Genomic DNA, 22,809 nt, shown 5'->3' with positions numbered 1-22,809 from the left:
TATTGAATACAGAGCAAAGTGGCCTTCTCACTAAGGATGTTCTTTTAGATGAGTGAGGGTGGCTCTTTCGTCAAAAAAAACGGAAAATTGAAATATTGGAAAGCGGCTGTTTGGGTCGTTATTTTGGGTCTTTAGTTTTTTTTATGAAAGGCAAAAGCGGTGCAATACGAGTAGGCAATTTTTTATAATGAGGGAAATTTACCATTATGAATTGTAGGATAATTGTTTATTTTCGTAATGATTTTTGATGATTTAACTGAGAACATGAAAATTTGGATTATGTTCAGGAAGTTATACGTTATTTGAACTAGAGGTTGAAGAGAATGCTTATCACTATTTATAGCAAGCCATCTTGTGTCCAATGCGATGCGACTCGCCGTGCCTTTGATGTTAGAGGTATTGATTATCATGTTGTTGATATTTCTCGTGATGAACAAGCGTATAATTTTGTTCAATCTCTTGGATATCGTCAAGTTCCTGTAGTTGTTTATGGTGAAAATCATTGGTCTGGTTTTAGGCCAGATATAATTAATGGTCTTTGTGGTTAATGGGGCTCATTGTTTATTATTCTAGTGTTACGGGTAATACTGAACATTTCGTTTCTCGGCTTTTTGGTCAACAACTTTTCAAGATTGATAAGAGAAAACCATCTGTGCTAGTTAATGAGCCTTATGTGTTGGTCATTCCCACGTATGCAGATGGTGAAGGTAGGATGGCTGTACCAAAAGCAGTTATTCATTTTCTTAATGAAGTCGAGAATCGAAAATTAATTCGTGGTGTCATCGGTGGTGGCAATCGTAATTTTGGTCGCAATTATAATTTAGCTAGTAAAATTGTTGCTGAAAAATGTTTAGTTCCTTGCCTTTATCGTTTTGAATTACGCGGAACCAATGAAGATGTTACCTGTGTCAAAAATGGATTGGAAAGATTTTGGAAGCAATCAGTATAGAACAGTTGAAGAAGCCAGATCAAATTACAGATTATCATGCGCTGAATGCAATGCTTAATCTTTATGATGAGGATGGTTGTATTCAGTTTGATATGGATCGACTTGCAGCACGGCAGTATTTTCTCCAGCATGTTAATCAAAATACAGTTTTTTTTCATGATCTCAAGGAGAAAATAGATTACTTGATAGAGGAGGGTTATTATGAAAAAGCTTTATTTGAGCTTTATGATTTTTCTTTTATCAAAAAGCTTTTTAAACGTGCTTATGCATTTAAGTTTCGCTTTCCTACTTTTTTAGGTGCATTTAAGTATTATACTAGTTATACCCTGAAAACTTTTGATGGAAAGCGCTACCTTGAGCGTTATGAAGATCGTGTTTGTCTTGTGGCTTTGTATCTAGCACGAGGGAATGAGGATTTTGCTGAGAGCATTGTAGATGAAATTATTACAGGTCGTTTTCAACCTGCAACGCCAACATTTTTGAATGCAGGAAAAAAGCAACGCGGTGAATTGGTATCATGTTTTTTATTGCGGGTTGAAGATAGCATGGAGTCAATAGGTCGTTCTATCAATTCAGCTTTACAGCTTTCAAAACGCGGTGGAGGTGTTGCACTTTGTTTAACTAATTTGCGAGAATCAGGGGCACCGATAAAGCAAATAGAGAATCAGTCCTCAGGTGTTTTACCTGTAATGAAGCTATTGGAAGATTCTTTTTCTTATGCAAATCAACTTGGGGCGCGGCAAGGTGCAGGTGCTGTTTATTTGCATGCGCATCATTTGGATATTATGAAGTTTTTAGATACAAAGCGCGAGAATGCTGATGAAAAAGTTAGGATTAAAACTCTTTCTCTTGGTGTGATCGTTCCTGATATTACCTTCGAGCTTGCACGCAATAATGAGGATATGTATCTGTTTTCTCCTTATGATATTGAGCGTGTCATGGGAAAGCCTTTTAGTGATATTTCTTTAACAGAACATTATCGATCTTTTGTTGATAATGCGAAGATTCGTAAAAAGAAAATAAATGCACGTGTCTTTTTTCAGACATTAGCAGAAATTCAATTTGAATCAGGTTATCCATATATTTTATTTGAAGATACCGCTAACAGAAATAATCCAATAGCTGGTCGTATTAGTATGAGCAATTTATGTTCAGAAATTTTGCAAGTTAGTGAAGCAAGCGAATTAGAAACGGATTTAACTTATCGTACTGTTGGGAGTGATATATCTTGTAATCTTGGTTCAATGAATATTGCAAAAGCAATGGAAAATAGCAATTTTGGGCGAACAGTGGAAGTTGCAGTACGTGCTCTTACTGCTGTTTCCGACATGAGCGATATTGCTTGTGTTCCTTCTATTGCAAAAGGCAATGCTGAAAGTCATGCTATTGGTTTAGGACAAATGAATTTGCATGGCTTTTTGGCGCGCGAACAGATCTATTATGGGTCTCCAGAAGCGATTGATTTCACAAATATTTATTTTTATACTGTAACGTATCATGCAATACGTGCCTCTAATTTGATTGCACGCGAACGTCAAGAAATGTTTGCAGGATTTGAAAAATCAACATACGCGGATGGCAGTTTTTTTTCAAAATATATTGAAAAAGAATGGAAACCACAATTTTCAATTGTGCAAGAGCTTTTTGCACGTAATAATATTATTATACCTGATCAAAAGGATTGGCAAGAACTTAAAGAATTGGTTGTTAAATACGGGCTTTATAATCGTAATCTTCAGGCAGTGCCACCTACAGGGTCTATCTCTTATATTAATCACGCAACATCGTCTATTCATCCAATTGTTTCAAAGATTGAGATTCGTAAAGAAGGAAAAATTGGGCGTGTTTATTATCCCGCTCCCTACATGAATAACACAAATTTAAATTTTTATCAGGATGCTTATGAGATTGGTCCTGAAAAAATTATTGACACTTATGCCGCAGCTACACAACATGTTGACCAAGGTCTTTCATTAACATTGTTTTTTTCTGATACAGCTACTACACGCGATATTAATCGTGCTCAAATTTATGCTTGGAAAAAGGGTATAAAGAGTATTTACTATATACGATTGCGGCAAATGGCGTTGAGTGGAACAGAGGTGGATGGCTGTGTTTCGTGCAGTCTATAGGAGATCCCAGTATGACAAAGATTACGACCAAAAATCCTGTTGTTTGTGCTGTCAATTGGAATAGATTGCATGATGAAAAAGATCTTGAAGTTTGGAATCGTTTAACTGGAAATTTTTGGCTGCCGGAAAAGGTTCCACTTTCCAATGATATCCCTTCATGGGAAAGTTTAACGGAAGAAGAGCGCAAGCTAACGATTCGTGTTTTTACAGGATTAACTCTTCTGGATACAATTCAGAATACTGTAGGAGCGATTTCTCTTATGGCTGATGCAATAACAGAGCATGAAGAAGCGGTGTTGACCAATATTGCGTTTATGGAAGCAGTACATGCACGTTCTTATTCTTCTATTTTTTCAACTTTGTGTTCAACGGTAGAGGTTGATGATGCTTTTAGGTGGTCAGAAGAAAATATTCATTTGCAAAAAAAGGCTAAACTAATACTCGAGCGCTATGAAGCAAATGATCCATTAAAGAAAAAAATTGCTTCTACTTTACTTGAAAGTTTTTTATTTTATTCAGGTTTTTATCTACCCATGTATTGGGCGAGTCGTGCTAAGTTAAGCAATACAGCTGATTTAATTCGACTTATTATTCGTGATGAAGCTGTGCATGGTTATTATATAGGCTATAAATTTCAATTAGGGTTTTCAAAGCTTGATAAAGCAAAAAAGCAAGAAATTAAAGATTTTGCTTTCAATTTGCTCTTTGATCTTTACAATATCGAGTGCAAATATACTGAAGATCTTTATGATGCTATTGGTGTGACAGAAGATGTGAAGATCTTTCTTCATTACAATGCTAATAAGGCTTTGATGAATCTTGGTTTTGAATCTCTCTTTCCGCCCGAGGTTTGTCGGGTCAATCCAGCTATCTTAGCAGCTTTGTCACCAAATTCTGATGAGAATCATGACTTCTTTTCGGGCGCTGGTTCTTCTTATGTCATTGGCAAGGCAGTCGCTACCACAGATGATGATTGGGAATTTTAAAGATTGTATGTAAAAAGAAGGGCACGAGGTATACCACTTAGGTCTTTACGAACTTCTAAACACTGAAAGTGATTTTTTTCAAACAGCTTGCGGACTTCTTTTTCTTGAGAGTGGCCTATTTCAACAGCAACATATCCTTCTTCTTTTAAGTGATTTGCTGCTTCATTAGCAAGCTTTCTATAAAAATCAAGACCATCTTTTCCACCGATCAGGGCACGTAATGGATCATATAGACGTACTTCCTTTGCAAGATATTTAATATCTTCTTCTGGAATATAGGGTGGATTTGAAATAATAAAATCAAACCTATCTGTGACAGAATCAAACCAATTACTGAGAAGAGGTGTAAAGCGATGTATGACTTTCGCATTGTTCGCATTTTTTGTGGCTGTTTTTAGAGCATCTTCAGAAATATCAACTGCTACTGCATAGGATTGAGGAATTTTTTTTAAAATTGTAATTGCAATTGCACCGCTTCCTGTTCCCATATCAAGCAGTGTTGTTTTTTGAGATTTTTCTACATGTTTGATAAAAAATGGCAAAACAAGATCTATGAGGGTTTCTGTATCAGGACGCGGTTCTAAGGTATCTTGAGATAACTCAAAGGATATGCCATAAAAGTCCCGTTTTCCTATTATTCTGTACACGGGTTCACCGGAAATGCGCCTTTTAATAGCTTCTTTTAATTGCACAATTTGCTCAGAAGATAAGCGTATATCTGGGCGTAGAAGTCTGTCAGACGCATTGGTACCTGTTATCCACTCAACAAGTATTTTTGCATTGGCATTGGCTTCAAGGATTCCATGAGTGTACAATTTTTCTTGCGTTTTTCGAATAATATTGTTGAGAGAATAATCATTCATTCATTACTGTCCATTTCAGTGAGGAGCGCGGTTTGGTGATCAGATACAAGTGCATTGATAAGTTCATCAAGATCTCCTTCCATGATACGATCAAGTTTGTATAAGGTAAGGTTAATACGATGGTCAGTGACGCGTCCTTGTGGGAAGTTATAAGTTCGAATACGCTCTGATCGATCACCGGAGCCAACTTGAGTTTTTCGAGATTCTGAGCGTTCGCGTTCTGCTTTTTGCCGCTCTATATCGAATAAACGTGCTCGCAAAATTTGAAGTGCTCGTGCTCGATTTTGGTGCTGTGACTTTTCTGCTTGTACGACCATAATTCCCGTTGGAATATGGGTGATACGTACAGCTGAATCCGTTGTATTTACATGCTGCCCACCTGCGCCTGACGCACGCATTGTATCGATACGGATATCTTCGGGACGAATTTCAATATCAATTTCTTCTGCTTCTGGAAGAACTGCAACTGTAGCGGCTGATGTATGAATACGTCCATTTGTTTCTGTTTCAGGGATGCGCTGTACGCGATGAACGCCTGATTCAAATTTCAGCTTAGAAAATACACCTTTTCCTGAAATTGTAGCAATAATTTCTTTATATCCGCCAACTTCACCATCACTGATGGAAATAATTTCAACTTTCCATTTACGAGTATTAGCATAACGTTCGTACATGCGGAAAAGATCTCCAGCAAAAAGTGCTGCTTCTGATCCACCTGTTCCCGCTCGAATTTCAACAATAGCGCTTTTTTCATCAGCCACATCTTTTGGTAAAAGAAGAATTTGAAGTTCTTGCTCAAGTTTTTCAACTTTTTGACATAATAGTAGCAATTCTTCTTGGGCAAAATGACGCATTTCCGTATCTGTTTGCGTATCATGAATGATGGCTTTAAGGTCTTCTTTCTCTTTATATAGAGAATTTAATGTTTTTATCGGTGTAACGATAGTTTCTAATTCTGCATATTCAGAAGCTAATTTTACATAAGTTTCAGCATTAGGGCTTCCAGCCATTTGATTTTCAATTATTTTGAAGCGCTTTTCGAGCTTTTTCATACGATCTTGTGGCAAAGAAATCATGACTATATCGGCCTAATTTTGTTATAATATTAGTAATTGGTGGTATTACACCATCGTGTGATAAGAGAGGTGATAAAGCAGAAAAGCACTCTTGCCAATGAAAACTATAAAATTTTGAGGTAAATCTGTACAAGGTTTAATTTTTGTAAACGATTTCTTCGTTACATGTATAAGGATATCATTTTAAGAATTTCGTTTTTTTCCATAAATTTCAAGACGATGGTGAATGATTTCATAGCCAAGAGATTCAGCAATTTCTTCTTGTAGGGTTTCGATGACATCAGATTGAAATTCTATAACTTGTCCTGTATCCACGTCGATGAGATGGTCATGGTGTTGTCCATATGCTTGCTCGAATCGAGATGGGCCGCCGCTAAAGGTATGACGATAAATTGCTCCATTTCCTTCTAATATCTTCATTGTTCGATAAACAGTTGATAATGAAATACTAGAATCTACTTTGTTGGCACGCTGAAAAATCTCAAATGCGTTTGGATGATCATTTGTTGTAGCCAAAATATCAAGAATAACACGTCTTTGACGTGTTATTCTTAAACCTGCAATACGCAATTCTTTCTCATAATTTTGTTTTTTATTCATCTTAATTAATTTGCTTTTTAGATGAAGGCTCCATGACAGTGTTTATACTTTTTATCTGAACCGCAAGGACACCGTTCATTGCGTCCAACTTTTCCCCATGTATTTATATCGTTTGGATTACGATTTTCATGATTCACGACATTATTCTCTTGTGATTGTATCCACAAAGTTGATTTATTTTTTCTATTTTGATCATCAAAGGTAGAATGATCAATGCTAGTTTGATTTGGTATTAATGGCTCTGCCGGTTGCTGAATGATTTCGAAACGCATAAGTTTAGAAGTAACATTTCTGCGTAGATTTCTGAGCATAGCTTGAAAAAGTTCAAAAGACTCTGTCTTATATTCATTAAGAGGATCCCGTTGTGCATAACCACGAAAACCAACAACTGAACGTAAATGGTCCAAATTTACTAAATGTTCACGCCATAAAGCATCAATAGTTTCAAGTAATACAGCTTTATGGAAGTAAGCCATAATCTCTGGAGAATAACGCTCAGTTCGTTCCTTTTCAAGCTCAGTAACAGCATCTGATATACGTTCCAAAATCTGTTCTTCAGCAATTCCATCCTCTTTTGCCCATTCTTCTACTGGAAGATCAAGATTAAAAAGGTAGAAAATTTCTTCTTTTAGAGTTTTTACGTCCCATTTTTCAGAATATGTTCCAGATGGAATATAAGCTTCTACCAGATTTTCAATTACCTCATTACGCATCTCAAAGATCATTTCAGTTAAATCGTCTGCGTTCATGATTTCCATGCGCTGTTCAAAAATAACTTTTCTTTGATCATTCATCACATCATCGTATTTTAATAAATTTTTACGAATTTCAAAATTTCGTGCCTCAACTTTTTTCTGAGCTTTTTCGATAGCTTTATTGATCCATGGATGGATGATGGCTTCATCTTCTTTCAATCCCAACTTTTGCAGTATGCCATCCATACGATTGGAGCCAAAAATACGCATGAGATCATCTTGAAGAGAGAGAAAGAACTTTGAGCGACCAGGATCGCCTTGGCGGCCAGAACGTCCACGGAGTTGGTTATCAATACGACGACTCTCATGGCGTTCAGTAGCAATAACGTAAAGACCACCAGCAGCTAATGCTTTTTCTTTAAGATGTTTAACATCTTTTTTAATTTCTTCAATTTTTGCAGATCGTATTTCTCCTTCAGGAATATCTTGTAATTCCTGTCTAATACGCATTTCGACATTGCCGCCAAGCTGTATATCTGTACCGCGACCAGCCATGTTGGTTGCAATTGTTAAAGACCCAGGAACACCAGCTTGCGCAATAATGTACGCTTCTTGTTCATGATAGCGTGCATTTAGAACTCTAAAATCAGTGATACCTTCTTTTCGTAAGCGTTCTGCTAATTGTTCTGATTTTTCAATAGAAGTTGTTCCAACAAGAATGGGTTGTCCTTTTTCGTGTGCCTGACGAATATCACGCACAATGGCACGATATTTCTCTTCTGCTGTTCGATAGATTTCATCATCTTCATCACGACGCTGTATTGGTAAATTTGTTGGTATTTCAATAACATCAAGACCATAGATATTACCAAATTCTTCAGCTTCTGTTGTTGCTGTACCAGTCATACCTGATAATTTGTTGTACATACGAAAATAATTTTGGAACGTGATTGAAGATAATGTTTGACTTTCTGGTTGAATAGCAACATGCTCTTTGGCTTCTAGTGCTTGATGAAGTCCTTCGGAATAACGTCTTCCTGGCATCATACGACCTGTAAATTCATCAATAATAACAATTTCACCATTTCGTACAATGTAATCTTTGTCTCGAGCGAATAGTTTATGAGCTTTCAGTGCATTATTGACATGATGGACGATAGCAACATTTTCTATGTCGTAAAGACTTTCACCTTTTAGATATTCGGCCTGTTCAAGCATTTTTTCAATTTTTTCAGTGCCAATTTCAGTAAAGGTGGTTGTCTTTTGTTTTTCGTCGATTTCATAATCTTCTGGAGTTAAGGAAGGAATAAATGTATCAATGAGATTATAAAAGTCTGTGCGATCTTCTAACGGACCAGAAATAATAAGGGGGGTACGCGCTTCATCGATAAGGATGGAATCAACTTCGTCAACAATCGCGTAATGATGCCCACGCTGAACCATTTGGTTATGATCGAAAGCCATATTGTCACGTAAATAATCAAAACCCAATTCATTATTTGTAGCGTAAGTTATGTCACATGCATAAGCTGCTCGTCTAGCATCATTATCGAGCTCATGTAGAATCACACCGGTTGTTAATCCTAGAAAATTATAAATTTTTCCCATCGTTTCAGCATCACGGCTAGCAAGATAGTCGTTTACTGTAACAACATGAACGCCTTTTCCTTCCAATGCGTTGAGGTAAACTGGAAGCGTGGCCATTAATGTTTTACCTTCTCCGGTACGCATTTCTGCAATACCTCGATTATGAAGCACCATTCCACCAATGAGCTGTACATCAAAAGGACGCATATCATAAACACGCTTTGCTGCTTCACGGACAGTTGCAAAAGCCTCTGGTAGCAGAGAGTCGACCGTTTCACCTTTGGCTATTCGTTTACGAAATTCGTCGGTTTTTTGATGCAGTTGCGCATCACTGAACTTTTGAAATTGTTCTTCTAAAGCATTAACTTGTACAACTTTCCGGTAAAGAGCTTTGAGGCATCGCTCATGCGCTGAACCAAAAAATTTACGTGCAAAGACACCTAAATTGACCATTCCTGGCCCTTTCTTTTATTTGCTATCACTACATTTGGATGCTTCATATATTATCCCTATGCTTCGCATTCCCAAGAGTGTTTTATATAATCAACGAGATGCACATGACGCCACTACACCTGTTGGCGCATAATTCTTCATTTCGATTTTAAAGTAAAAATAAGGAGTTAAGTGCGTCGTGTCAACTTAAGTAATGCTGTTTAGCTGATATATTATGGAGTGCTCGGGTATAACCATAACATTATTACCGTATTTTTTAGAATCATGAAATAAGATAGATAAAAAATTACAGGAAAAGTTTGTGTTTTTTAATAAAATTACCAAATTATTTATCTTATGTTTAGAGATTAAAGTGTTATGGTAAACAAAATTGGAATTTTGAACATATATTTATTTTAAACTTGTACATGTATTTATTGTAAGGAGTGTATTTATGAAATTCAACTTTATCACGCTGTTTTTAGCATCAACTTTATTGGTGAGCACGAGTTTGGAGGCTGTATGCCAAGAAAGTGTGAAGTCTGTGTTGCCTGAATCGAATAATTTAAAGACTGAAGAAAAAAATTCTGAAAAAGTAATTTCGCCCTCTCATGTTATGGCAATTGTTGATGGGAAAGATATAACAGCAGGGCAATTAGATGAGTTAGCGATCGAAATAAATCCTAATTTGGCGCGCCTTTCTGATGAACAACGTCGTATAATGGTTTTAAAAGCCTATTTGGATATGCAAGTACTTGCTAAAGCAGCAATTAGTAAAGGAATAGATAAAACAGAAGCTTATGATAAACGTATGGCAGTTATGCGTGATAATGTTCTGCAACAACTTTATTTTAAGCAGATGATTGTTGATAAAATTATCGATGCTGATTTGGTGGCCCTTTATGATAAAGAAGTGTCTTCCTTACCAAAAGAGGATGAGATTAAAGCACGTCATATTTTGGTCAAAACCAAAAAAGAGGCGGAGGATATCATTAAACGTCTAAATAAGGGCGATAAATTTGAAGAGGTTGCAAAAAAGAGTTCAACAGATGGATCTGCTACTGTTGGAGGTGATCTTGGTTATTTTAGCCATGGTCAAATGGTTAAACCATTTGAAGATGCCGCGTTTGGTTTGAAAGTCGGAGAATACACTAAAAAGCCTGTGGAAAGTCCTTTTGGTTGGCATGTTATTAAGGTTGAAGATCGTCGTTTGAAACAACCTCCTGTCTTTGATGATATTAAAGAGATATTGCGTACACAGCTGATAAAAGAGCGCTACCAAACACTTATTGTTGGTTTGCGCGGCAATATAGATGTAAAATATCCAGATTCTAGCGTTGAAAAACTTATGCAGTCTCTGAGTAAAAATGAGATGCCGCTTCCAAGTGATACATCCAATGAGGAAGAAACAGAGTAGTATCTTTCGAAACTGGGCTATTTGATATGTTAGTTTTATTCAAAAAGCCCAGAAATTACCTGTTAAAAGTAATTTATAATTGGAATAAATTTTATTCATTTTTATAGAAAAAATACCGTGAACTTAAAAATATTTCCTTTGTTTCCATCAACAATACAAGAACTTCCACCATTATCTGGTGTGCGGTTGGCTACTGCTGAAGCTGGGATTAAATATAAAGATCGTACGGATCTTCTTTTAATTGTATTTGATGAGTTAGTAAGTGTAGCAGGTGTTTTTACACGCTCAAAGTGCCCATCTGCTCCTGTGGATCATTGTCGCATATCGCTTTCTCATGGGTCTGCTAGAGGTATTGTTGTTAATTCTGGGAATGCAAATGCTTTTACAGGACGAAAAGGAAAGCAAACAACAGATACGATAGTACACGCTGCAGCGGATATTTTAAATGCTAAAAAAAATGAGATTTTTATAGCTTCTACAGGTGTTATTGGTGAACAAATGGACGCAACCTGTATTGTGAATCTTTTACCAAATATGGTGAAGACAGCAGAAGAAGGTAATTGGTTGGAGGCTGCAAAGGCCATTATGACGACTGATACATTTCCAAAACTTGCTACGCGAAAATTTGATTGTGGGGGGGTAACTGTTACCATTAACGGTATTGCGAAAGGTGCTGGTATGATTGCACCAGATATGGCAACAATGCTGTCTTTTGTGGTGAGCGATGCAGCAATTTCTTCAGACATACTTCAGTCTATGTTATCAGAAGCAGTTCAGGGGTCTTTCAATTCGATTACTGTGGATAGCGATACTTCAACATCAGATACACTTATGATGTTTGCGACAGGAAAAGCAAAAGGTAGTCTTCCATACCTCACGAATAAAGATGATTTACGTTATGAGGTATTTTTAAAGCAATTGAATGGGCTTTTACATGATCTTGCATTGCAGGTCGTTTGTGATGGTGAAGGTGCTCGTCATTTAATTGAGGTTAGCGTTATTGGTGCTATAACAGACAGTGATGCTAAGACTATCGCTCTATCAATTGCGAATTCACCGCTTGTAAAAACAGCAATTGCTGGTGAAGATGCCAATTGGGGAAGGGTAGTTATGGCAGTTGGTAAAGCAGGTGTTGAAGTTGATCGTGATCTGTTAACGATTTGGTTTGGTGAACATTGTTTGGCCATAAATGGTGAACGTGATCCCAAGTATAGTGAAGAAGAAATTAGCGCCTATATGCGAGGTAAACATATTACAATTCGTGTTGATATCGGTTTAGGAAGTGGTAAGGCAACAGTTTGGTCTTGTGATTTGACGAAGGAGTACGTTGCTATCAATGGCGATTACAGAAGTTAATCAATATACTATAGGTTTGATCTGTAGCACCTGTATGTCCTTTTTTGTGGTGGTAAGTCGTTTGATTTTTATTCCTTTCGGAGGTTAGCATGCGTACAAAAAATTCACTTCTTCTTGTCGTTGCATGTGCACTGTTAAATGAAGATAATAGTGTTTTGCTTACTGAACGGCCGCAAGGAAAATCATTGGCTGGTTTTTGGGAATTTCCTGGTGGCAAAATTGAGCAAGGTGAAACCCCGGAAGAATCATTGATTCGTGAATTAGAGGAAGAACTTGGCATTCATGTGCAACCGAGTAATTTACAACCCTTGACATTCGCGAGTCATGTTTATGAAACATTCCATCTTTTAATGCCATTATATCTTTGTTACCATTATGAAGGTATTGTGCAAGGACGAGAAGGGCAAAAATTACAGTGGGTTTTTATTGGTGATCTTGATAAATATCCTATGCTTGGTGCTGATAAGCCGTTGGTTCAGGCATTAAAAAGTCTTCTTCTTTAATTTTTCGATAAAAAGGAAATACTGCTCATAAATGATGAGAAGTTGTGTTTCATTAGATACTCATGATAAGAAGGGTTCTAGGCAATTTTTTTCGAAACAGAATCTTCAAATATTATAATTATCGTTGAAGATTTTCCTATTTCTGCACAGCTAACTACTTAATCATCATTGCAATACATTTGTATTGTATCACTTTGCATTGAATTTAATAAGAGTTATTTGTATTTTATTTCCTGTTAAAAAAATTATTTCATTTCATTGTTTATGTTTTAAAAACATTTTTTAATATATAAAAAATTTTATTTTAACCTATAATTTAAGAAAATAATGATTTTTTAAAAAAGTATAGCAAACTTCATATTTTGTTTTCAGCTATTATGTATCAAGTTTGAATGATACATTATTTTAAAATATCACACATAACGATAACAGGTATAAACAATGACATTTAATTTTTTTATCAATTTATTTTTATTTGTTATTTTTTTGTTGTGGCTTGCTCGAAGTGAGAGAATGAAATTGAGTCTCTCACTGCGTATTATATTGGGTCTTACTCTTGGCTTTATTTTTGGAAGCGTTTTGCAGGTTGTTTATGCTGAGGATCAACTCATTATTTTAAAATCCATTGAATGGTTTAACATTGTTGGAGATGGCTATATACTTTTATTGCAAATGGTTGTTATACCATTGGTGTTTATCTCTATCGTTTCAGCAGTAGCTCATTTGCATTCTGTTTATGCTGTTGGCAAAATTAGTATTATAACAATTTCAATATTGCTCTTTACAACTGCTCTTTCAGCATTGATTGGTGTTTTAGTAGTTAACTTGTTTGGATTAACAGCGAATGGTTTGGTGCATGAGGGAGAAGATGTATCCGCTATTCTTGGAACTCATTTTTCTCAGCTTGAGAGTATGAGTGTTCCAAAGATAATTTTATCATTCATTCCCCAAAATCCGTTTGCTGAGTTAAGTATGACTAAGCCTACATCAGTTATTGGCGTTGTTATTTTTGCGGCATTTTTAGGGGCTGCGGTTACTCTTTTAAAGAAAGATGATCCAGATAAAGGAGATCAAGCTCTGTCATTTATTCAGGTTATACAAGCTTGGATTATGCGGTTAGTACGTCTTGTGATTGCTTTGACACCTTATGGCATTTTTGCGCTCATGACGAAGGTAGGAGCTACCTCAAAAGTTGAAGATATTTTTAAATTATTTATTTTTATTGTTGCTTCTTATGTTGGTATTATTCTTATATTTTGTGTTCATGGCATATTACTAAGCATATCAGGAATTAATCCATTTCGCTTTTTCAAAAAAGTTTTACCTGTTCTGACATTTGCTTTTAGTAGTCGTTCAAGTGCTGCGAGTATCCCTTTGAATATTGAGGCACAAACGCAGTGGATTGGTGTTCCACAATCAATTGCAAGTTTTGCAGCTTCTTTTGGGGCAACGATTGGGCAGAATGGTTGTGCAGGTCTTTATCCAGCGATGCTTGCTGCTATGATAGCACCCTCTTTGGGTATCAATACTTTTGATTTTACTTGGATTGCTACTCTTGTTGGTGTCGTAACATTGAGTTCTATTGGTGTTGCTGGTGTTGGTGGTGGTGCTATTTTCGCAGCATTGCTTGTATTACCACTTATGGGGCTCCCTGTTTCTTTGGTTGCTGTACTCATTTCTATCGATCCTGTAATTGATATGGGACGCACAGCTCTGAACGTAAGTGATTCCATGTTGGCTGGAACTATGACGAGTCAGATGTTGCGTACAACAGATCAAAATATTTTAAAGAAATGATTTATATGTTTAGACTATAGTTCCTTTATTTTTATTGATTTTAGTCAGGAGCCCACCCAGATAGCCATATAAACGAAAAATGTGCGCGAATGCGTCCGTCAAAGTCGCTAAATCGTTTTGCGTAGATTTCAGCTGCACGGAGAAAAAAGCGCTTGGATACAGGTCGTCGTGAACGATTAATAAGTGCGTTTTGCATACCCATAGCTCTAATGTCATGTATGAGGTCAAACATTGTATTGTAGCGTACAGTGATTTCTTCGACGTCGGCGACAGGTAAAGCAAAGCCAACGCGCTGTAAAAGAGCTCCGACATCACGAATATCAGCAAAGGGATAAATCCTTGGACTAACTCCACCATAAATTTCGCTTTCAGCTTGTATTAAACTTTCGCGTAATTCTCTCAATGTGCCGGCTCCGGCCATAACTGCAAGGAATAAACCGTCTGGTTGTAGGATATTTTTTATTTGACTGAGAACACCAGGAGTATCATTTGTTAGCTGTAATGAAAGAAGCGAGACAACGAGATCACAATAGTGTTGAGGAAAATCAAGAAATTCTCTATGACGCAAATGAAATTTTTTTTCACAACTCTGATAAAGTATATCTGTTTCAACGCGTTCTATGGAACTGACTTTACCAGATTTCATCAAAGCCTGTGTAGCAAGTTCCGTATGACTGTGTAAATCTAAGCCTAAGGTAAATAGGCGATTAACAGTACTTAGACGTTTATAAAGATCTTCGGCCGTATGGAACAGTAAAAAGTCGTGTCCTTTTCTTGCTTTTTGGAAAGCACGTTTGCGGAATTGTTCAATACGGTTATGATCAAAAATTAAAGGATACGACATGTTGTTGAATACTTTCGATCTATGATGTAGTATGTTTTAAAAAGGTTCATTTTTGCGTGAGCGATATCAAGTTTATGATGGACGAGAAAAATAGATTTATAAAAGGTAAGATCTTTTAAAGGAATTAGACTTTATAAATTTAAAAATGTGAAGGGAATTTTTTTACAAAGGAAAGTTGTAAAAACTTAAATTGATTATGTTATGTTTTCAATATGTGACTTTAAATGGCGAAATGTATTACGTAGGTTTATTGAGTACTTGATAGCAGCTCTGTATCCATCGGTTTGTCCTGGATGTAAGCAAATGGTTTCTGCCTATGGCACGGTGTGTTCTGAGTGTTGGAAAAGCCTTCAATTTATCACAAAACCTTATTGCCCTGTGATGGGGATTCCTTTTGCTTGCGATATGGGAGATGGTTTTCTTAGTGGTGAAGCTATTCAAACTTCTCTCCCTTTTTCACGGGTTCGTTCGGCTGTTGTTCATAAAGGGGTAGCGCAAGCTTTGGTAGCACGATTGAAATATGGTGATCATGTAGAATGTGCATCTTTTATGGCTAATTGGATGGCATTTGCTGGGCGCGAGATTATTTATGATTGTGATGTGATTATTCCTGTTCCTTTGCATTTTCGTCGTTTTTTGGATCGGCGTTATAACCAATCTGCTGAACTTTCTCGTTATATTGCGGCAACACAGAAAAAGAAATTCAAGCCTGGCTGGCTTGTACGTTGTCGACATACATGTCCACAGGCTAGTTTATCTGCTAAGGCACGAAAAATTAATGTATTGAATGCTTTTGAGGTACCTTGTAAGATTAAAAAATATCTAAAGGGATGTTCTATTTTATTAATTGATGACGTTTTCACAACAGGTGCGACAGCTACAGCGGCGGCTGCAACATTAAAACATGCAGGTGCGCGGCAGGTTGATGTGTTAACATTTTCACGGGCTTTAGGAGAAGTTCCTATTTCCTCTGATTCTTGAAAAGTCATTAAAAGTTTGCTATGCGAAGATTTGCTGTATTTAAAAAACACTGGAGGGTAATATTATGAAAGAAATAACACTTTATACACGTCCTGATTGTCCTTATTGCACGAAAGCGCGTGATTTACTTGATAGAAAGGGCGTAAAATATACGGATATTGATGCATCAACTTCTCTTCGTCAAGAAATGGTACAGAAGGCAAATGGGCGTAATACATTTCCACAAATTTTTATAGGTGATTATCATGTTGGAGGTTGTGATGACCTATACGCTTTAGATGCTGAGGGTAAACTTAATGCCTTGTTACAAGGTATGCAGTAGTTACGCGGTATCGTGTATTCCATTCAAGTTCGTTGTGCCAGAATGAGATAGTTGACATCCATGTCTTTTGAACGATTCCAGCTGTCATATAATGGGCTGTAGGTAATACCAGTCTCATCAATGACAGTTAGAGCGTTTTTTGATAGGAAGTTTTTGAGTTCTTGAGGTTTTATAAACTTTTTGTAGTTGTGAGTTCCTTTAGGAAGCCAATGTAGGATGTACTCAGCACCTATGATAGCTAATGCCCATGCTTTCCACGTGCGGTTAAGTGTTGCAACGAACATGATTCCTTGTGGTTTGAGCATTTTTGCTGTGGCTGATATAAACAAGTTAACGTCGGCAACATGTTCAATAACTTCCATGTTAAGAATTACATCAAATTGTTCTCCTTCGTCAGCTAATATTTCTGCCGTAGTTGTACGGTAGTCAATTGAAAGTCCGCTTTTGGCTGCATGAATTTTTGCAACTTCAATGTTAGTTTGTGCGGCATCAGCTCCTACGACTATAGCACCAAGACGCGCCATTGGTTCACATAATAAGCCACCTCCACAGCCGATATCTAGGATCCTTAAGCCTTCAAAAGGTATGGGTAATACAGGGTTGCGACCAAATACTAAGCAGATTTTTTCTTTAATGTAGGCAATGCGTGTTGGATTGAATTTATGAAGTGTCCGAAATTTTCCTTGTGGATTCCACCATTCAGCAGCAATACGTGAAAAACGATCAATTTCGCTTTGATCAATGGTGGTATCCATTTCATTTACCATGTCGCTCTCCTTTTATTTTTTAATAATCAAGTCAGACGAATTTTTTCTAAAGTCAAGGATAAATTAAGATAAATATGATGGACTTGCGTAAATGATAGATATTGAGTATGTCGGTAAGATAGCTAATTGATATGATAGCAAAGTTCTATTTTCATTGTCATTTGAGATAAGAAACATAAAGGTAAGAGTATTTTGATGGCACGTATTGTCATGAAATTTGGTGGGACATCTGTGGCAAATATTGAACGTATTCATAATGTTGCGCGGCATGTCAAGCGGGAAGTAGATGCAGGCAATGAGGTTGCAGTTGTCGTATCAGCAATGGCTGGTAAAACCAATGAGCTTATTCAGTGGACACGTGATACTGCATCAATGCATGAGGATGCTTACGAATATGATGTGATTGTTTCTTCTGGTGAGCAGGTTACATCAGGCTTATTGGCACTTACACTCCAATCAATAGGAGTAAATGCTCGTTCATGGCTTGGTTGGCAAATTCCTATTTATACTGATAATGCACATGGTGGTGCGCGAATTACAGATATTGATGGATCTTTTTTAATACGGAGTTTTCAAGAAGGTCAGGTAGCAGTTATTGCTGGTTTTCAAGGTTTATCTCCAGATAATCGGATTTCTACTTTGGGACGAGGTGGATCTGATACAAGTGCTGTTGCAATAGCTGCAGCTATACAGGCCGATTACTGCGTGATTTATACAGATGTTGATGGTGTTTATACAACTGATCCACGTATAGAACCTAAGGCACGCCGTTTACCAAAAGTGGCTTTTGAAGAAATGCTTGAAATGGCTTCTCTTGGGGCTAAAGTTTTACAAGTTCGTTCTGTCGAATTAGCTATGGTTCATAAAGTACGTACTTTCGTACGCTCAAGTTTTGAAGATCCCAATGCTTTAGGTATGGATGATCAAATTAATTCTTCTGGAACACTTATTTGCAATGAGGATGAAATCGTGGAACAACAGACTGTTACTGGTATTGCTTTTGCCAAAGATGAAGCGCAGATTTCGTTACGGAGACTTTCAGATCGTCCGGGTATTTCAGCAGCGATTTTTGGTCCTTTGTCTGAAGAGCGTATTAATGTTGATATGATTGTACAGAACATATCTGAAGATGGTTCAACAACTGATATGACTTTTACTGTACCATCAATTGATGTAGACAAAGCTGTTGCACTTCTTAAAAAAAATCATAAAGAAATTGGTTTTGATGTTATTCAATTTGAAAATGGTCTTGCAAAGATTTCTGTTATTGGTATTGGGATGCGCAGCCACGCAGGCGTTGCAGCTACAGCATTTAAGGCTTTGGCTGAAAAGGGTATTAATATTCAGGCAATAACGACTTCAGAGATTAAGATTTCTGTTTTGATTGATAGTGCTTACACTGAACTTGCGGTAAGAACGTTACACGCTGTTTATGGACTTGATAAGGGGTAAGCATTTTTACTCTAAGTGATATGGGATACAGTAGATAAAAGAGAATAAAGAATTTTACATAATAAGTGTTTATTGGGAAGATAAAAATTGATTACGTCGATCCAGATTTGCTTGTTACGCAGGGATAGTTTTACGAATGCAGAATCTAAGCTTTAAAGTCTCACATATTTAATTTCATTGAATTATTTGCGTAATTCTGCATCGTATCATTTATCGAAGTGTCTTCTATTGGTGTTTTGCGTGTAATGATTGTTTAGAATTTTTTGGTTCCATAGCTTAGTTTCGTACTTTTAATGAGTGTATATGGCTTTTATAAGTAAAGAAAATATGCTCAATTAAGGGGAATGCACCAAATTTTGGATATTTTTGTTATGAAAACGGTAATTTGCATGGTTGAATCACGATAAGATTAAGGTTCCTTAAGTCACATCCTTACAATCGTGATGAACTGATTATCTATGGACAACTCGCTATGTATTTTTTGTTTGTTGATCACTTTAATGTACACCATCCATTTATATTAGCAAATTAAAATATGGATGATGTAAGCATATAATGGTCAATAGAATTTTATGTGAATCATACAGCACTCTAGTTCATCTTTATCCATAGAGAGAATTTAGTAAATTTTTAAAGGTGCTAGGTTCTTCTATTTGTCTATCAATGAAATAATGAAGATGTATGAATATCTTTTATATTTATTTCTATAATTATGAAATAGCCATAGACAATAAAACAAATTAAATCATCCTTAAAAGGTTAAAATAACACAGTCAAAGTAATTTATTTTTAGGTCTGGCTGGAATTTTTATGTATTCTTTTGCTGCATCTTATATATATGATCCCATATCCAAGGCCTATAAGAGCAGATAAACCAGATCCACCAAGTACACCAATTTTTGCTGAGTCAAGTAAAATAATGTCTTTAAAAGCAAGCATTGAAACGAAAATGGACATTGTAAAGCCAATTCCCGCTAAAAGTCCAATAAGCAATACACCTGCCCATGTCGTATTAGGAGGTAAGCGACATAGTCCTGATTTTACTGCTAGATAGCTAGCTGTAATAATACCTAAAGGTTTACCAACAAATAGACCAATAATAATACCAAGAACAATCCAGAATGACTTATCAGAGGAAAGATCAAAGTTTGCAAAACTAACTCCCGCATTTGCAAAGGCAAAAATTGGCATCACAATATATGCAACCCATGGGTGCAATGCTTTTTGAATGCGTATTACTGGTGCTATTATATCGCGTTGTCCTCTACGCATTTTCTTTAATGCTGTCGAGATATGATGCATATCCGTTTTAGGATTCTTCTCTTGAAGAATTTGCATTGCATTACTGAGTACTGTTAGTGGAGCTACAAGAGTACGGGTAGGAAAAACTGGAGTCATCATACCCAAAATTACACCAGCAAGTGATGGGTGAGCACCTGTTACCATTAATCCCCACCAAATGATTGCTCCAGGTAAAATGTAAAGCCACGCTGATGCCAGTCCAATCCACTGAAAGAATAACACTAATACAATACCTGATGCTGCAATAGCTAAACCGTTATGATCAAAGTTTGTTGAATAGAAGAACGCAATAATTAGAACAGCAATGATATCATCGATAATTGCTAGAGATAAGAGAATAATATGGAGGTTAGAAGGAATTTTTTTTCCAAGAAGAGCAAGAATACCTAGAGCAAATGCAATATCTGTAGCCGTTGGTACTGCCCAACCATACGCGTGTTCACCATTTAAGTTAAAGCTAAGATAAATAATTGCAGGAAGACACACTCCACCTATTGCGGCTACAATTGGTAAAATTGCTTGTTTAAAGTTGGCAAGAGCGCCTTCGTGAATTTCTCTCCTAATTTCCATTCCTGCTACAAGGAAAAAAACGGTCATGAGAGCATCATTTACCCAGAAGTGTAAGTCCCATGAGAGGGTAAATTGACCAAAATTGAAACCGAGGGGTGTATGCCAAAAATTTTCATAAAGAGAAGAGTATGGAGAATTAGCAAAAGTAAGTGCAGAAGCTGCTGCTAGTAAAAGGATAATACCGCTGAGAGCTTCGATATGGAGAAACCGCTCAATAGCAGAAAGTGCTTTATTGGTAGCACGAGAAGCTCGATTAGGTACGCGATTTGAGGATGAATTAGACATAAACAACTCCAAGTATCGACAATTTTTCTAATAATATTTTTTACGTAAACCTCTACGTATGATACTTTATTACATCGTATATAAAAGAAAAAATAGGAATAAAGATTATGATTATTGGACAGGATCATCACTTTGTAAAAAGTGTGAGGTATTGTTTAGGGTGATGAGTTACTCTTGACGGTTAAATTTACTTTGTTAAGAGCATTAGAAAGATCGTTTTGTAAGATGGTTTTGAAATCAGCCATTGTAAGACCTTTGCTATCTTTCGCTATTATTTTAATTATTAATGTTTGTGGATTTTTAGAAAATTCACCGAGGGACTTTGAAATATTTTCAGCTTTATCATGATTTTTCAATAAAATTTTTGGGCTTTGTGTCATTATAAGATAGAAATTGTTATACAGTTCTTTTTTAAGATCATGTTTTTCGTCGTTTAGTTTTTGTGCAAGATAAGAAAAAAGCTTATCGATGAAACCAGCATCTGTATAGCGTAGATCAATTTTTGTGATACCAACATTTTGAGAGGTAGCAATCATCTCATCTTTTTGACCGGAGAAGAGTTTTTGATCAACATCAATAATTTCAGCTGATATTTCTCCAGAGCCAATACCTTTTATGTTGAAGGATATTCCATTAAGAAAGAGTATACGTTTTTTTTCATCGTAAAAAAGATCAAGTTTTCCTGAAAAATCAAGTCGTTCCAAGTTCATGTTTTTGAGAAAATCTAATTCTTTTCTTTCTATTTTTTTGGGAAAAACTGAAACCTCATCGAGGGAGAGAAGAATCTTTTTAGGTATAAGTTGCTCCCATTGCCTTGGTTCAAATTGGAATGAATTGAGTGTTGCATTTAGTTGTGGTGCATTAATGGAAACTTTATTCAGTTGTGCATCAGCTGAGGTAATGGCAAGCAGAGTGTTTATGATAATAGCATTTTGTGCTATTTTTTTTGTGGTCTGATCATTTTCTTTTATTGCATTAAGATAAGCTGCAATGAGTTTTTCAGGTGTTTGTTTGAATGGCTTCATTTTCAAGCCAGATGTTTTAAATTTTCCAAGAGAAAAAGAGATTTTTTCCGTTCCTTTAGAAACATTGACCATTACATCTTCTAGAAAAACAGAACCAGTAACTGTTTCTCCTTTATTGGTGGTACCTCTTTTTCCAGAAATGATAGAATAGGCATACATGATATCAATATCACAAGCTTTTACTGTACTGCTTTTTGCTGTTACATACATTTGTTTAGTATTATTTGCTGCACTTATTCTAAGATCCATGTTTTTGAAACCGATGGAACGAATATGGCCATTTTTAAAGCCAGAAAGATGAAAATCTTTTATTATAACTTTTTGGGTTAGTTTATTCTTATTCTCTATAGAAAGCAGTACATTTGGTGCAATAATTGATGAGAATCTGAACCGCATGATTGATTGCAAAAGGTTAGATGCAACAGTGTTATTTTTTCCTTTTAAAGATACGCCATTAATAGAAATTTTAGGAATCTGTACATGAGTATCATTGTACTTTAAATCAACGTTATACAGTGTAAAAGTTCCTGGAATAAAGTAAAGCGGAGGACGAGCTGAAATTGCGCCAATTTTTAGAGATACGTTATTAGGAATTTGTATAATAACATTCGTCAAGTTTATTTTGCCTGCGATGCTGACTTCAGATGTCTCTGCCTTTATAGAACGGCGGGCTATTTCTCGTTTTACAAAATTATTAAGATGAGGCTTTGCTATGTAAAAACCACTGACAATTATGATTCCTAAAACAGCAACAAATCCAACAATATATGTTAGCCAATACTTTAGGTTACTTTGGTGCATATCGTTAAATTTGATCATCATTTTCTTTTTCATTTTTATAACTCGATGTGAGAGTTTAGATAAATTT

The 22,809-nt window shown here is 36.2% G+C and carries 17 protein-coding genes and 2 pseudogenes; 11 read left to right on the top strand and 8 right to left on the bottom strand.

What is annotated here, in order from left to right; all coding sequences use genetic code 11:
* Window positions 1-323 precede the first annotated feature (323 nt).
* Genes nrdH through nrdF form a run of 4 tightly spaced genes read left to right on the top strand, consistent with a single transcriptional unit; the run spans window position 324 to window position 4,067 of the window.
* The gene (gene nrdH / locus V3565_RS01895) at window positions 324-548 is read left to right on the top strand and encodes a glutaredoxin-like protein NrdH (RefSeq protein ID WP_455478642.1); all 225 of its coding nucleotides are present in this window, start codon (window positions 324-326) and stop codon (window positions 546-548) included.
* The gene (gene nrdI, locus V3565_RS01890; protein ID WP_455478641.1) at window positions 548-949 is read left to right on the top strand and encodes a class Ib ribonucleoside-diphosphate reductase assembly flavoprotein NrdI; all 402 of its coding nucleotides are present in this window, start codon (window positions 548-550) and stop codon (window positions 947-949) included. Before nrdH ends, nrdI begins: the two co-directional genes overlap by 1 nt.
* Window positions 931-3,081, top strand: coding sequence for a class 1b ribonucleoside-diphosphate reductase subunit alpha (gene nrdE, locus V3565_RS01885; protein WP_455478640.1), 2,151 nt, complete (start codon window positions 931-933; stop codon window positions 3,079-3,081). The genes nrdI and nrdE overlap by 19 nt, the downstream gene beginning before the upstream one ends.
* A gap of 11 nt (window positions 3,082-3,092) precedes the next feature.
* Window positions 3,093-4,067 carry a class 1b ribonucleoside-diphosphate reductase subunit beta gene (gene nrdF, locus V3565_RS01880; RefSeq protein WP_455478639.1) on the top strand — a complete coding sequence of 325 codons (975 nt, stop codon included), beginning with the start codon at window positions 3,093-3,095 and terminating at the stop codon, window positions 4,065-4,067.
* On the opposite strand, the gene prmC is transcribed toward nrdF, so the two are convergent.
* From prmC to secA, 4 genes and pseudogenes are all read right to left on the bottom strand, one after another.
* Window positions 4,064-4,930 carry a peptide chain release factor N(5)-glutamine methyltransferase gene (prmC, locus tag V3565_RS01875; protein ID WP_455478638.1) on the bottom strand — a complete coding sequence of 289 codons (867 nt, stop codon included), beginning with the start codon at window positions 4,928-4,930 and terminating at the stop codon, window positions 4,064-4,066. The genes nrdF and prmC overlap by 4 nt on opposite strands.
* Entirely contained in the window at window positions 4,927-6,006 is a 1,080-nt protein-coding gene (gene prfA / locus V3565_RS01870; RefSeq protein ID WP_455478637.1) for a peptide chain release factor 1, read from the bottom strand. The genes prmC and prfA overlap by 4 nt, the downstream gene beginning before the upstream one ends.
* Before the next feature lie 183 nt (window positions 6,007-6,189).
* Window positions 6,190-6,685 (bottom strand): annotated as a pseudogene (locus tag V3565_RS01865) (Fur family transcriptional regulator).
* The gene (secA, locus tag V3565_RS01860; protein WP_455478636.1) at window positions 6,624-9,341 is read right to left on the bottom strand and encodes a preprotein translocase subunit SecA; all 2,718 of its coding nucleotides are present in this window, start codon (window positions 9,339-9,341) and stop codon (window positions 6,624-6,626) included. The pseudogene V3565_RS01865 and the gene secA overlap by 62 nt, the downstream one beginning before the upstream one ends.
* Before the next feature lie 433 nt (window positions 9,342-9,774).
* Here secA and V3565_RS01855 point away from each other — a divergent pair, with 433 nt between their 5' ends.
* The 4 genes from V3565_RS01855 to V3565_RS01840 all read left to right on the top strand — a co-directional run bounded on the left by V3565_RS01855 (window position 9,775) and on the right by V3565_RS01840 (window position 14,393).
* A complete protein-coding gene (locus V3565_RS01855) occupies window positions 9,775-10,737 on the top strand; it encodes a peptidylprolyl isomerase (protein WP_455478635.1) in 963 nt (320 codons plus the stop codon).
* A gap of 117 nt (window positions 10,738-10,854) precedes the next feature.
* A complete protein-coding gene (argJ, locus tag V3565_RS01850; RefSeq protein ID WP_455478634.1) occupies window positions 10,855-12,093 on the top strand; it encodes a bifunctional glutamate N-acetyltransferase/amino-acid acetyltransferase ArgJ in 1,239 nt (412 codons plus the stop codon).
* Window positions 12,094-12,182: 89 nt separating this feature from the next.
* Window positions 12,183-12,596, top strand: coding sequence for an 8-oxo-dGTP diphosphatase MutT (gene mutT / locus V3565_RS01845; RefSeq protein WP_455478633.1), 414 nt, complete (start codon window positions 12,183-12,185; stop codon window positions 12,594-12,596).
* 441 nt (window positions 12,597-13,037) lie between these two features.
* Complete coding sequence (locus V3565_RS01840; protein WP_455478632.1) at window positions 13,038-14,393, top strand: cation:dicarboxylate symporter family transporter; 1,356 nt, start codon at window positions 13,038-13,040, stop codon at window positions 14,391-14,393.
* 40 nt (window positions 14,394-14,433) lie between these two features.
* On the opposite strand, the gene V3565_RS01835 is transcribed toward V3565_RS01840, so the two are convergent.
* Window positions 14,434-15,237 carry a methyltransferase domain-containing protein gene (locus tag V3565_RS01835; RefSeq protein ID WP_455478631.1) on the bottom strand — a complete coding sequence of 268 codons (804 nt, stop codon included), beginning with the start codon at window positions 15,235-15,237 and terminating at the stop codon, window positions 14,434-14,436.
* Window positions 15,238-15,433: 196 nt separating this feature from the next.
* Here V3565_RS01835 and V3565_RS01830 point away from each other — a divergent pair.
* Window positions 15,434-16,218: pseudogene (locus V3565_RS01830) on the top strand (ComF family protein).
* 64 nt (window positions 16,219-16,282) lie between these two features.
* Window positions 16,283-16,540 carry a glutaredoxin 3 gene (gene grxC / locus V3565_RS01825; RefSeq protein WP_455478630.1) on the top strand — a complete coding sequence of 86 codons (258 nt, stop codon included), beginning with the start codon at window positions 16,283-16,285 and terminating at the stop codon, window positions 16,538-16,540.
* A 23-nt stretch (window positions 16,541-16,563) separates the two neighbouring features.
* Here the strand turns inward: grxC and ubiG are convergent, their stop codons facing one another.
* Complete coding sequence (gene ubiG / locus V3565_RS01820; protein WP_455478629.1) at window positions 16,564-17,307, bottom strand: bifunctional 2-polyprenyl-6-hydroxyphenol methylase/3-demethylubiquinol 3-O-methyltransferase UbiG; 744 nt, start codon at window positions 17,305-17,307, stop codon at window positions 16,564-16,566.
* 195 nt (window positions 17,308-17,502) lie between these two features.
* Between ubiG and V3565_RS01815 the strand changes: the two genes are divergently transcribed.
* Complete coding sequence (locus V3565_RS01815) at window positions 17,503-18,759, top strand: aspartate kinase (protein WP_455478628.1); 1,257 nt, start codon at window positions 17,503-17,505, stop codon at window positions 18,757-18,759.
* 789 nt (window positions 18,760-19,548) lie between these two features.
* On the opposite strand, the gene nhaA is transcribed toward V3565_RS01815, so the two are convergent.
* Window positions 19,549-20,916: a Na+/H+ antiporter NhaA gene (nhaA, locus tag V3565_RS01810; RefSeq protein ID WP_455478627.1), complete on the bottom strand. Its 1,368-nt coding sequence runs from the start codon at window positions 20,914-20,916 to the stop codon at window positions 19,549-19,551.
* A 155-nt stretch (window positions 20,917-21,071) separates the two neighbouring features.
* Complete coding sequence (locus tag V3565_RS01805; protein WP_455478900.1) at window positions 21,072-22,760, bottom strand: hypothetical protein; 1,689 nt, start codon at window positions 22,758-22,760, stop codon at window positions 21,072-21,074.
* Window positions 22,761-22,809 lie beyond the last annotated feature (49 nt).

This window comes from Bartonella sp. B10 (assembly GCF_053794435.1).
The sequence above is the reverse complement of the archived record's forward strand: the minus strand, read 5'-3'. Positions and strand labels throughout refer to the sequence as shown.

Excerpts from the sequence above, each read along its gene's own strand:
- nrdH (WP_455478642.1), top strand. The coding sequence starts at position 324 with ATGCTTATCACTATTTATAGCAAGCCATCTTGTGTCCAATGCGATGCG.
- nrdI (WP_455478641.1), top strand. The coding sequence starts at position 548 with ATGGGGCTCATTGTTTATTATTCTAGTGTTACGGGTAATACTGAACAT.
- nrdF (WP_455478639.1), top strand. The coding sequence starts at position 3,093 with ATGACAAAGATTACGACCAAAAATCCTGTTGTTTGTGCTGTCAATTGG.
- prmC (WP_455478638.1), bottom strand. The coding sequence starts at position 4,930 with ATGAATGATTATTCTCTCAACAATATTATTCGAAAAACGCAAGAAAAA.
- prfA (WP_455478637.1), bottom strand. The coding sequence starts at position 6,006 with ATGATTTCTTTGCCACAAGATCGTATGAAAAAGCTCGAAAAGCGCTTC.
- secA (WP_455478636.1), bottom strand. The coding sequence starts at position 9,341 with ATGGTCAATTTAGGTGTCTTTGCACGTAAATTTTTTGGTTCAGCGCAT.
- V3565_RS01855 (WP_455478635.1), top strand. The coding sequence starts at position 9,775 with ATGAAATTCAACTTTATCACGCTGTTTTTAGCATCAACTTTATTGGTG.
- mutT (WP_455478633.1), top strand. The coding sequence starts at position 12,183 with ATGCGTACAAAAAATTCACTTCTTCTTGTCGTTGCATGTGCACTGTTA.
- V3565_RS01840 (WP_455478632.1), top strand. The coding sequence starts at position 13,038 with ATGACATTTAATTTTTTTATCAATTTATTTTTATTTGTTATTTTTTTG.
- V3565_RS01835 (WP_455478631.1), bottom strand. The coding sequence starts at position 15,237 with ATGTCGTATCCTTTAATTTTTGATCATAACCGTATTGAACAATTCCGC.
- grxC (WP_455478630.1), top strand. The coding sequence starts at position 16,283 with ATGAAAGAAATAACACTTTATACACGTCCTGATTGTCCTTATTGCACG.
- ubiG (WP_455478629.1), bottom strand. The coding sequence starts at position 17,307 with ATGGTAAATGAAATGGATACCACCATTGATCAAAGCGAAATTGATCGT.
- V3565_RS01815 (WP_455478628.1), top strand. The coding sequence starts at position 17,503 with ATGGCACGTATTGTCATGAAATTTGGTGGGACATCTGTGGCAAATATT.
- nhaA (WP_455478627.1), bottom strand. The coding sequence starts at position 20,916 with ATGTCTAATTCATCCTCAAATCGCGTACCTAATCGAGCTTCTCGTGCT.
- V3565_RS01805 (WP_455478900.1), bottom strand. The coding sequence starts at position 22,760 with ATGATCAAATTTAACGATATGCACCAAAGTAACCTAAAGTATTGGCTA.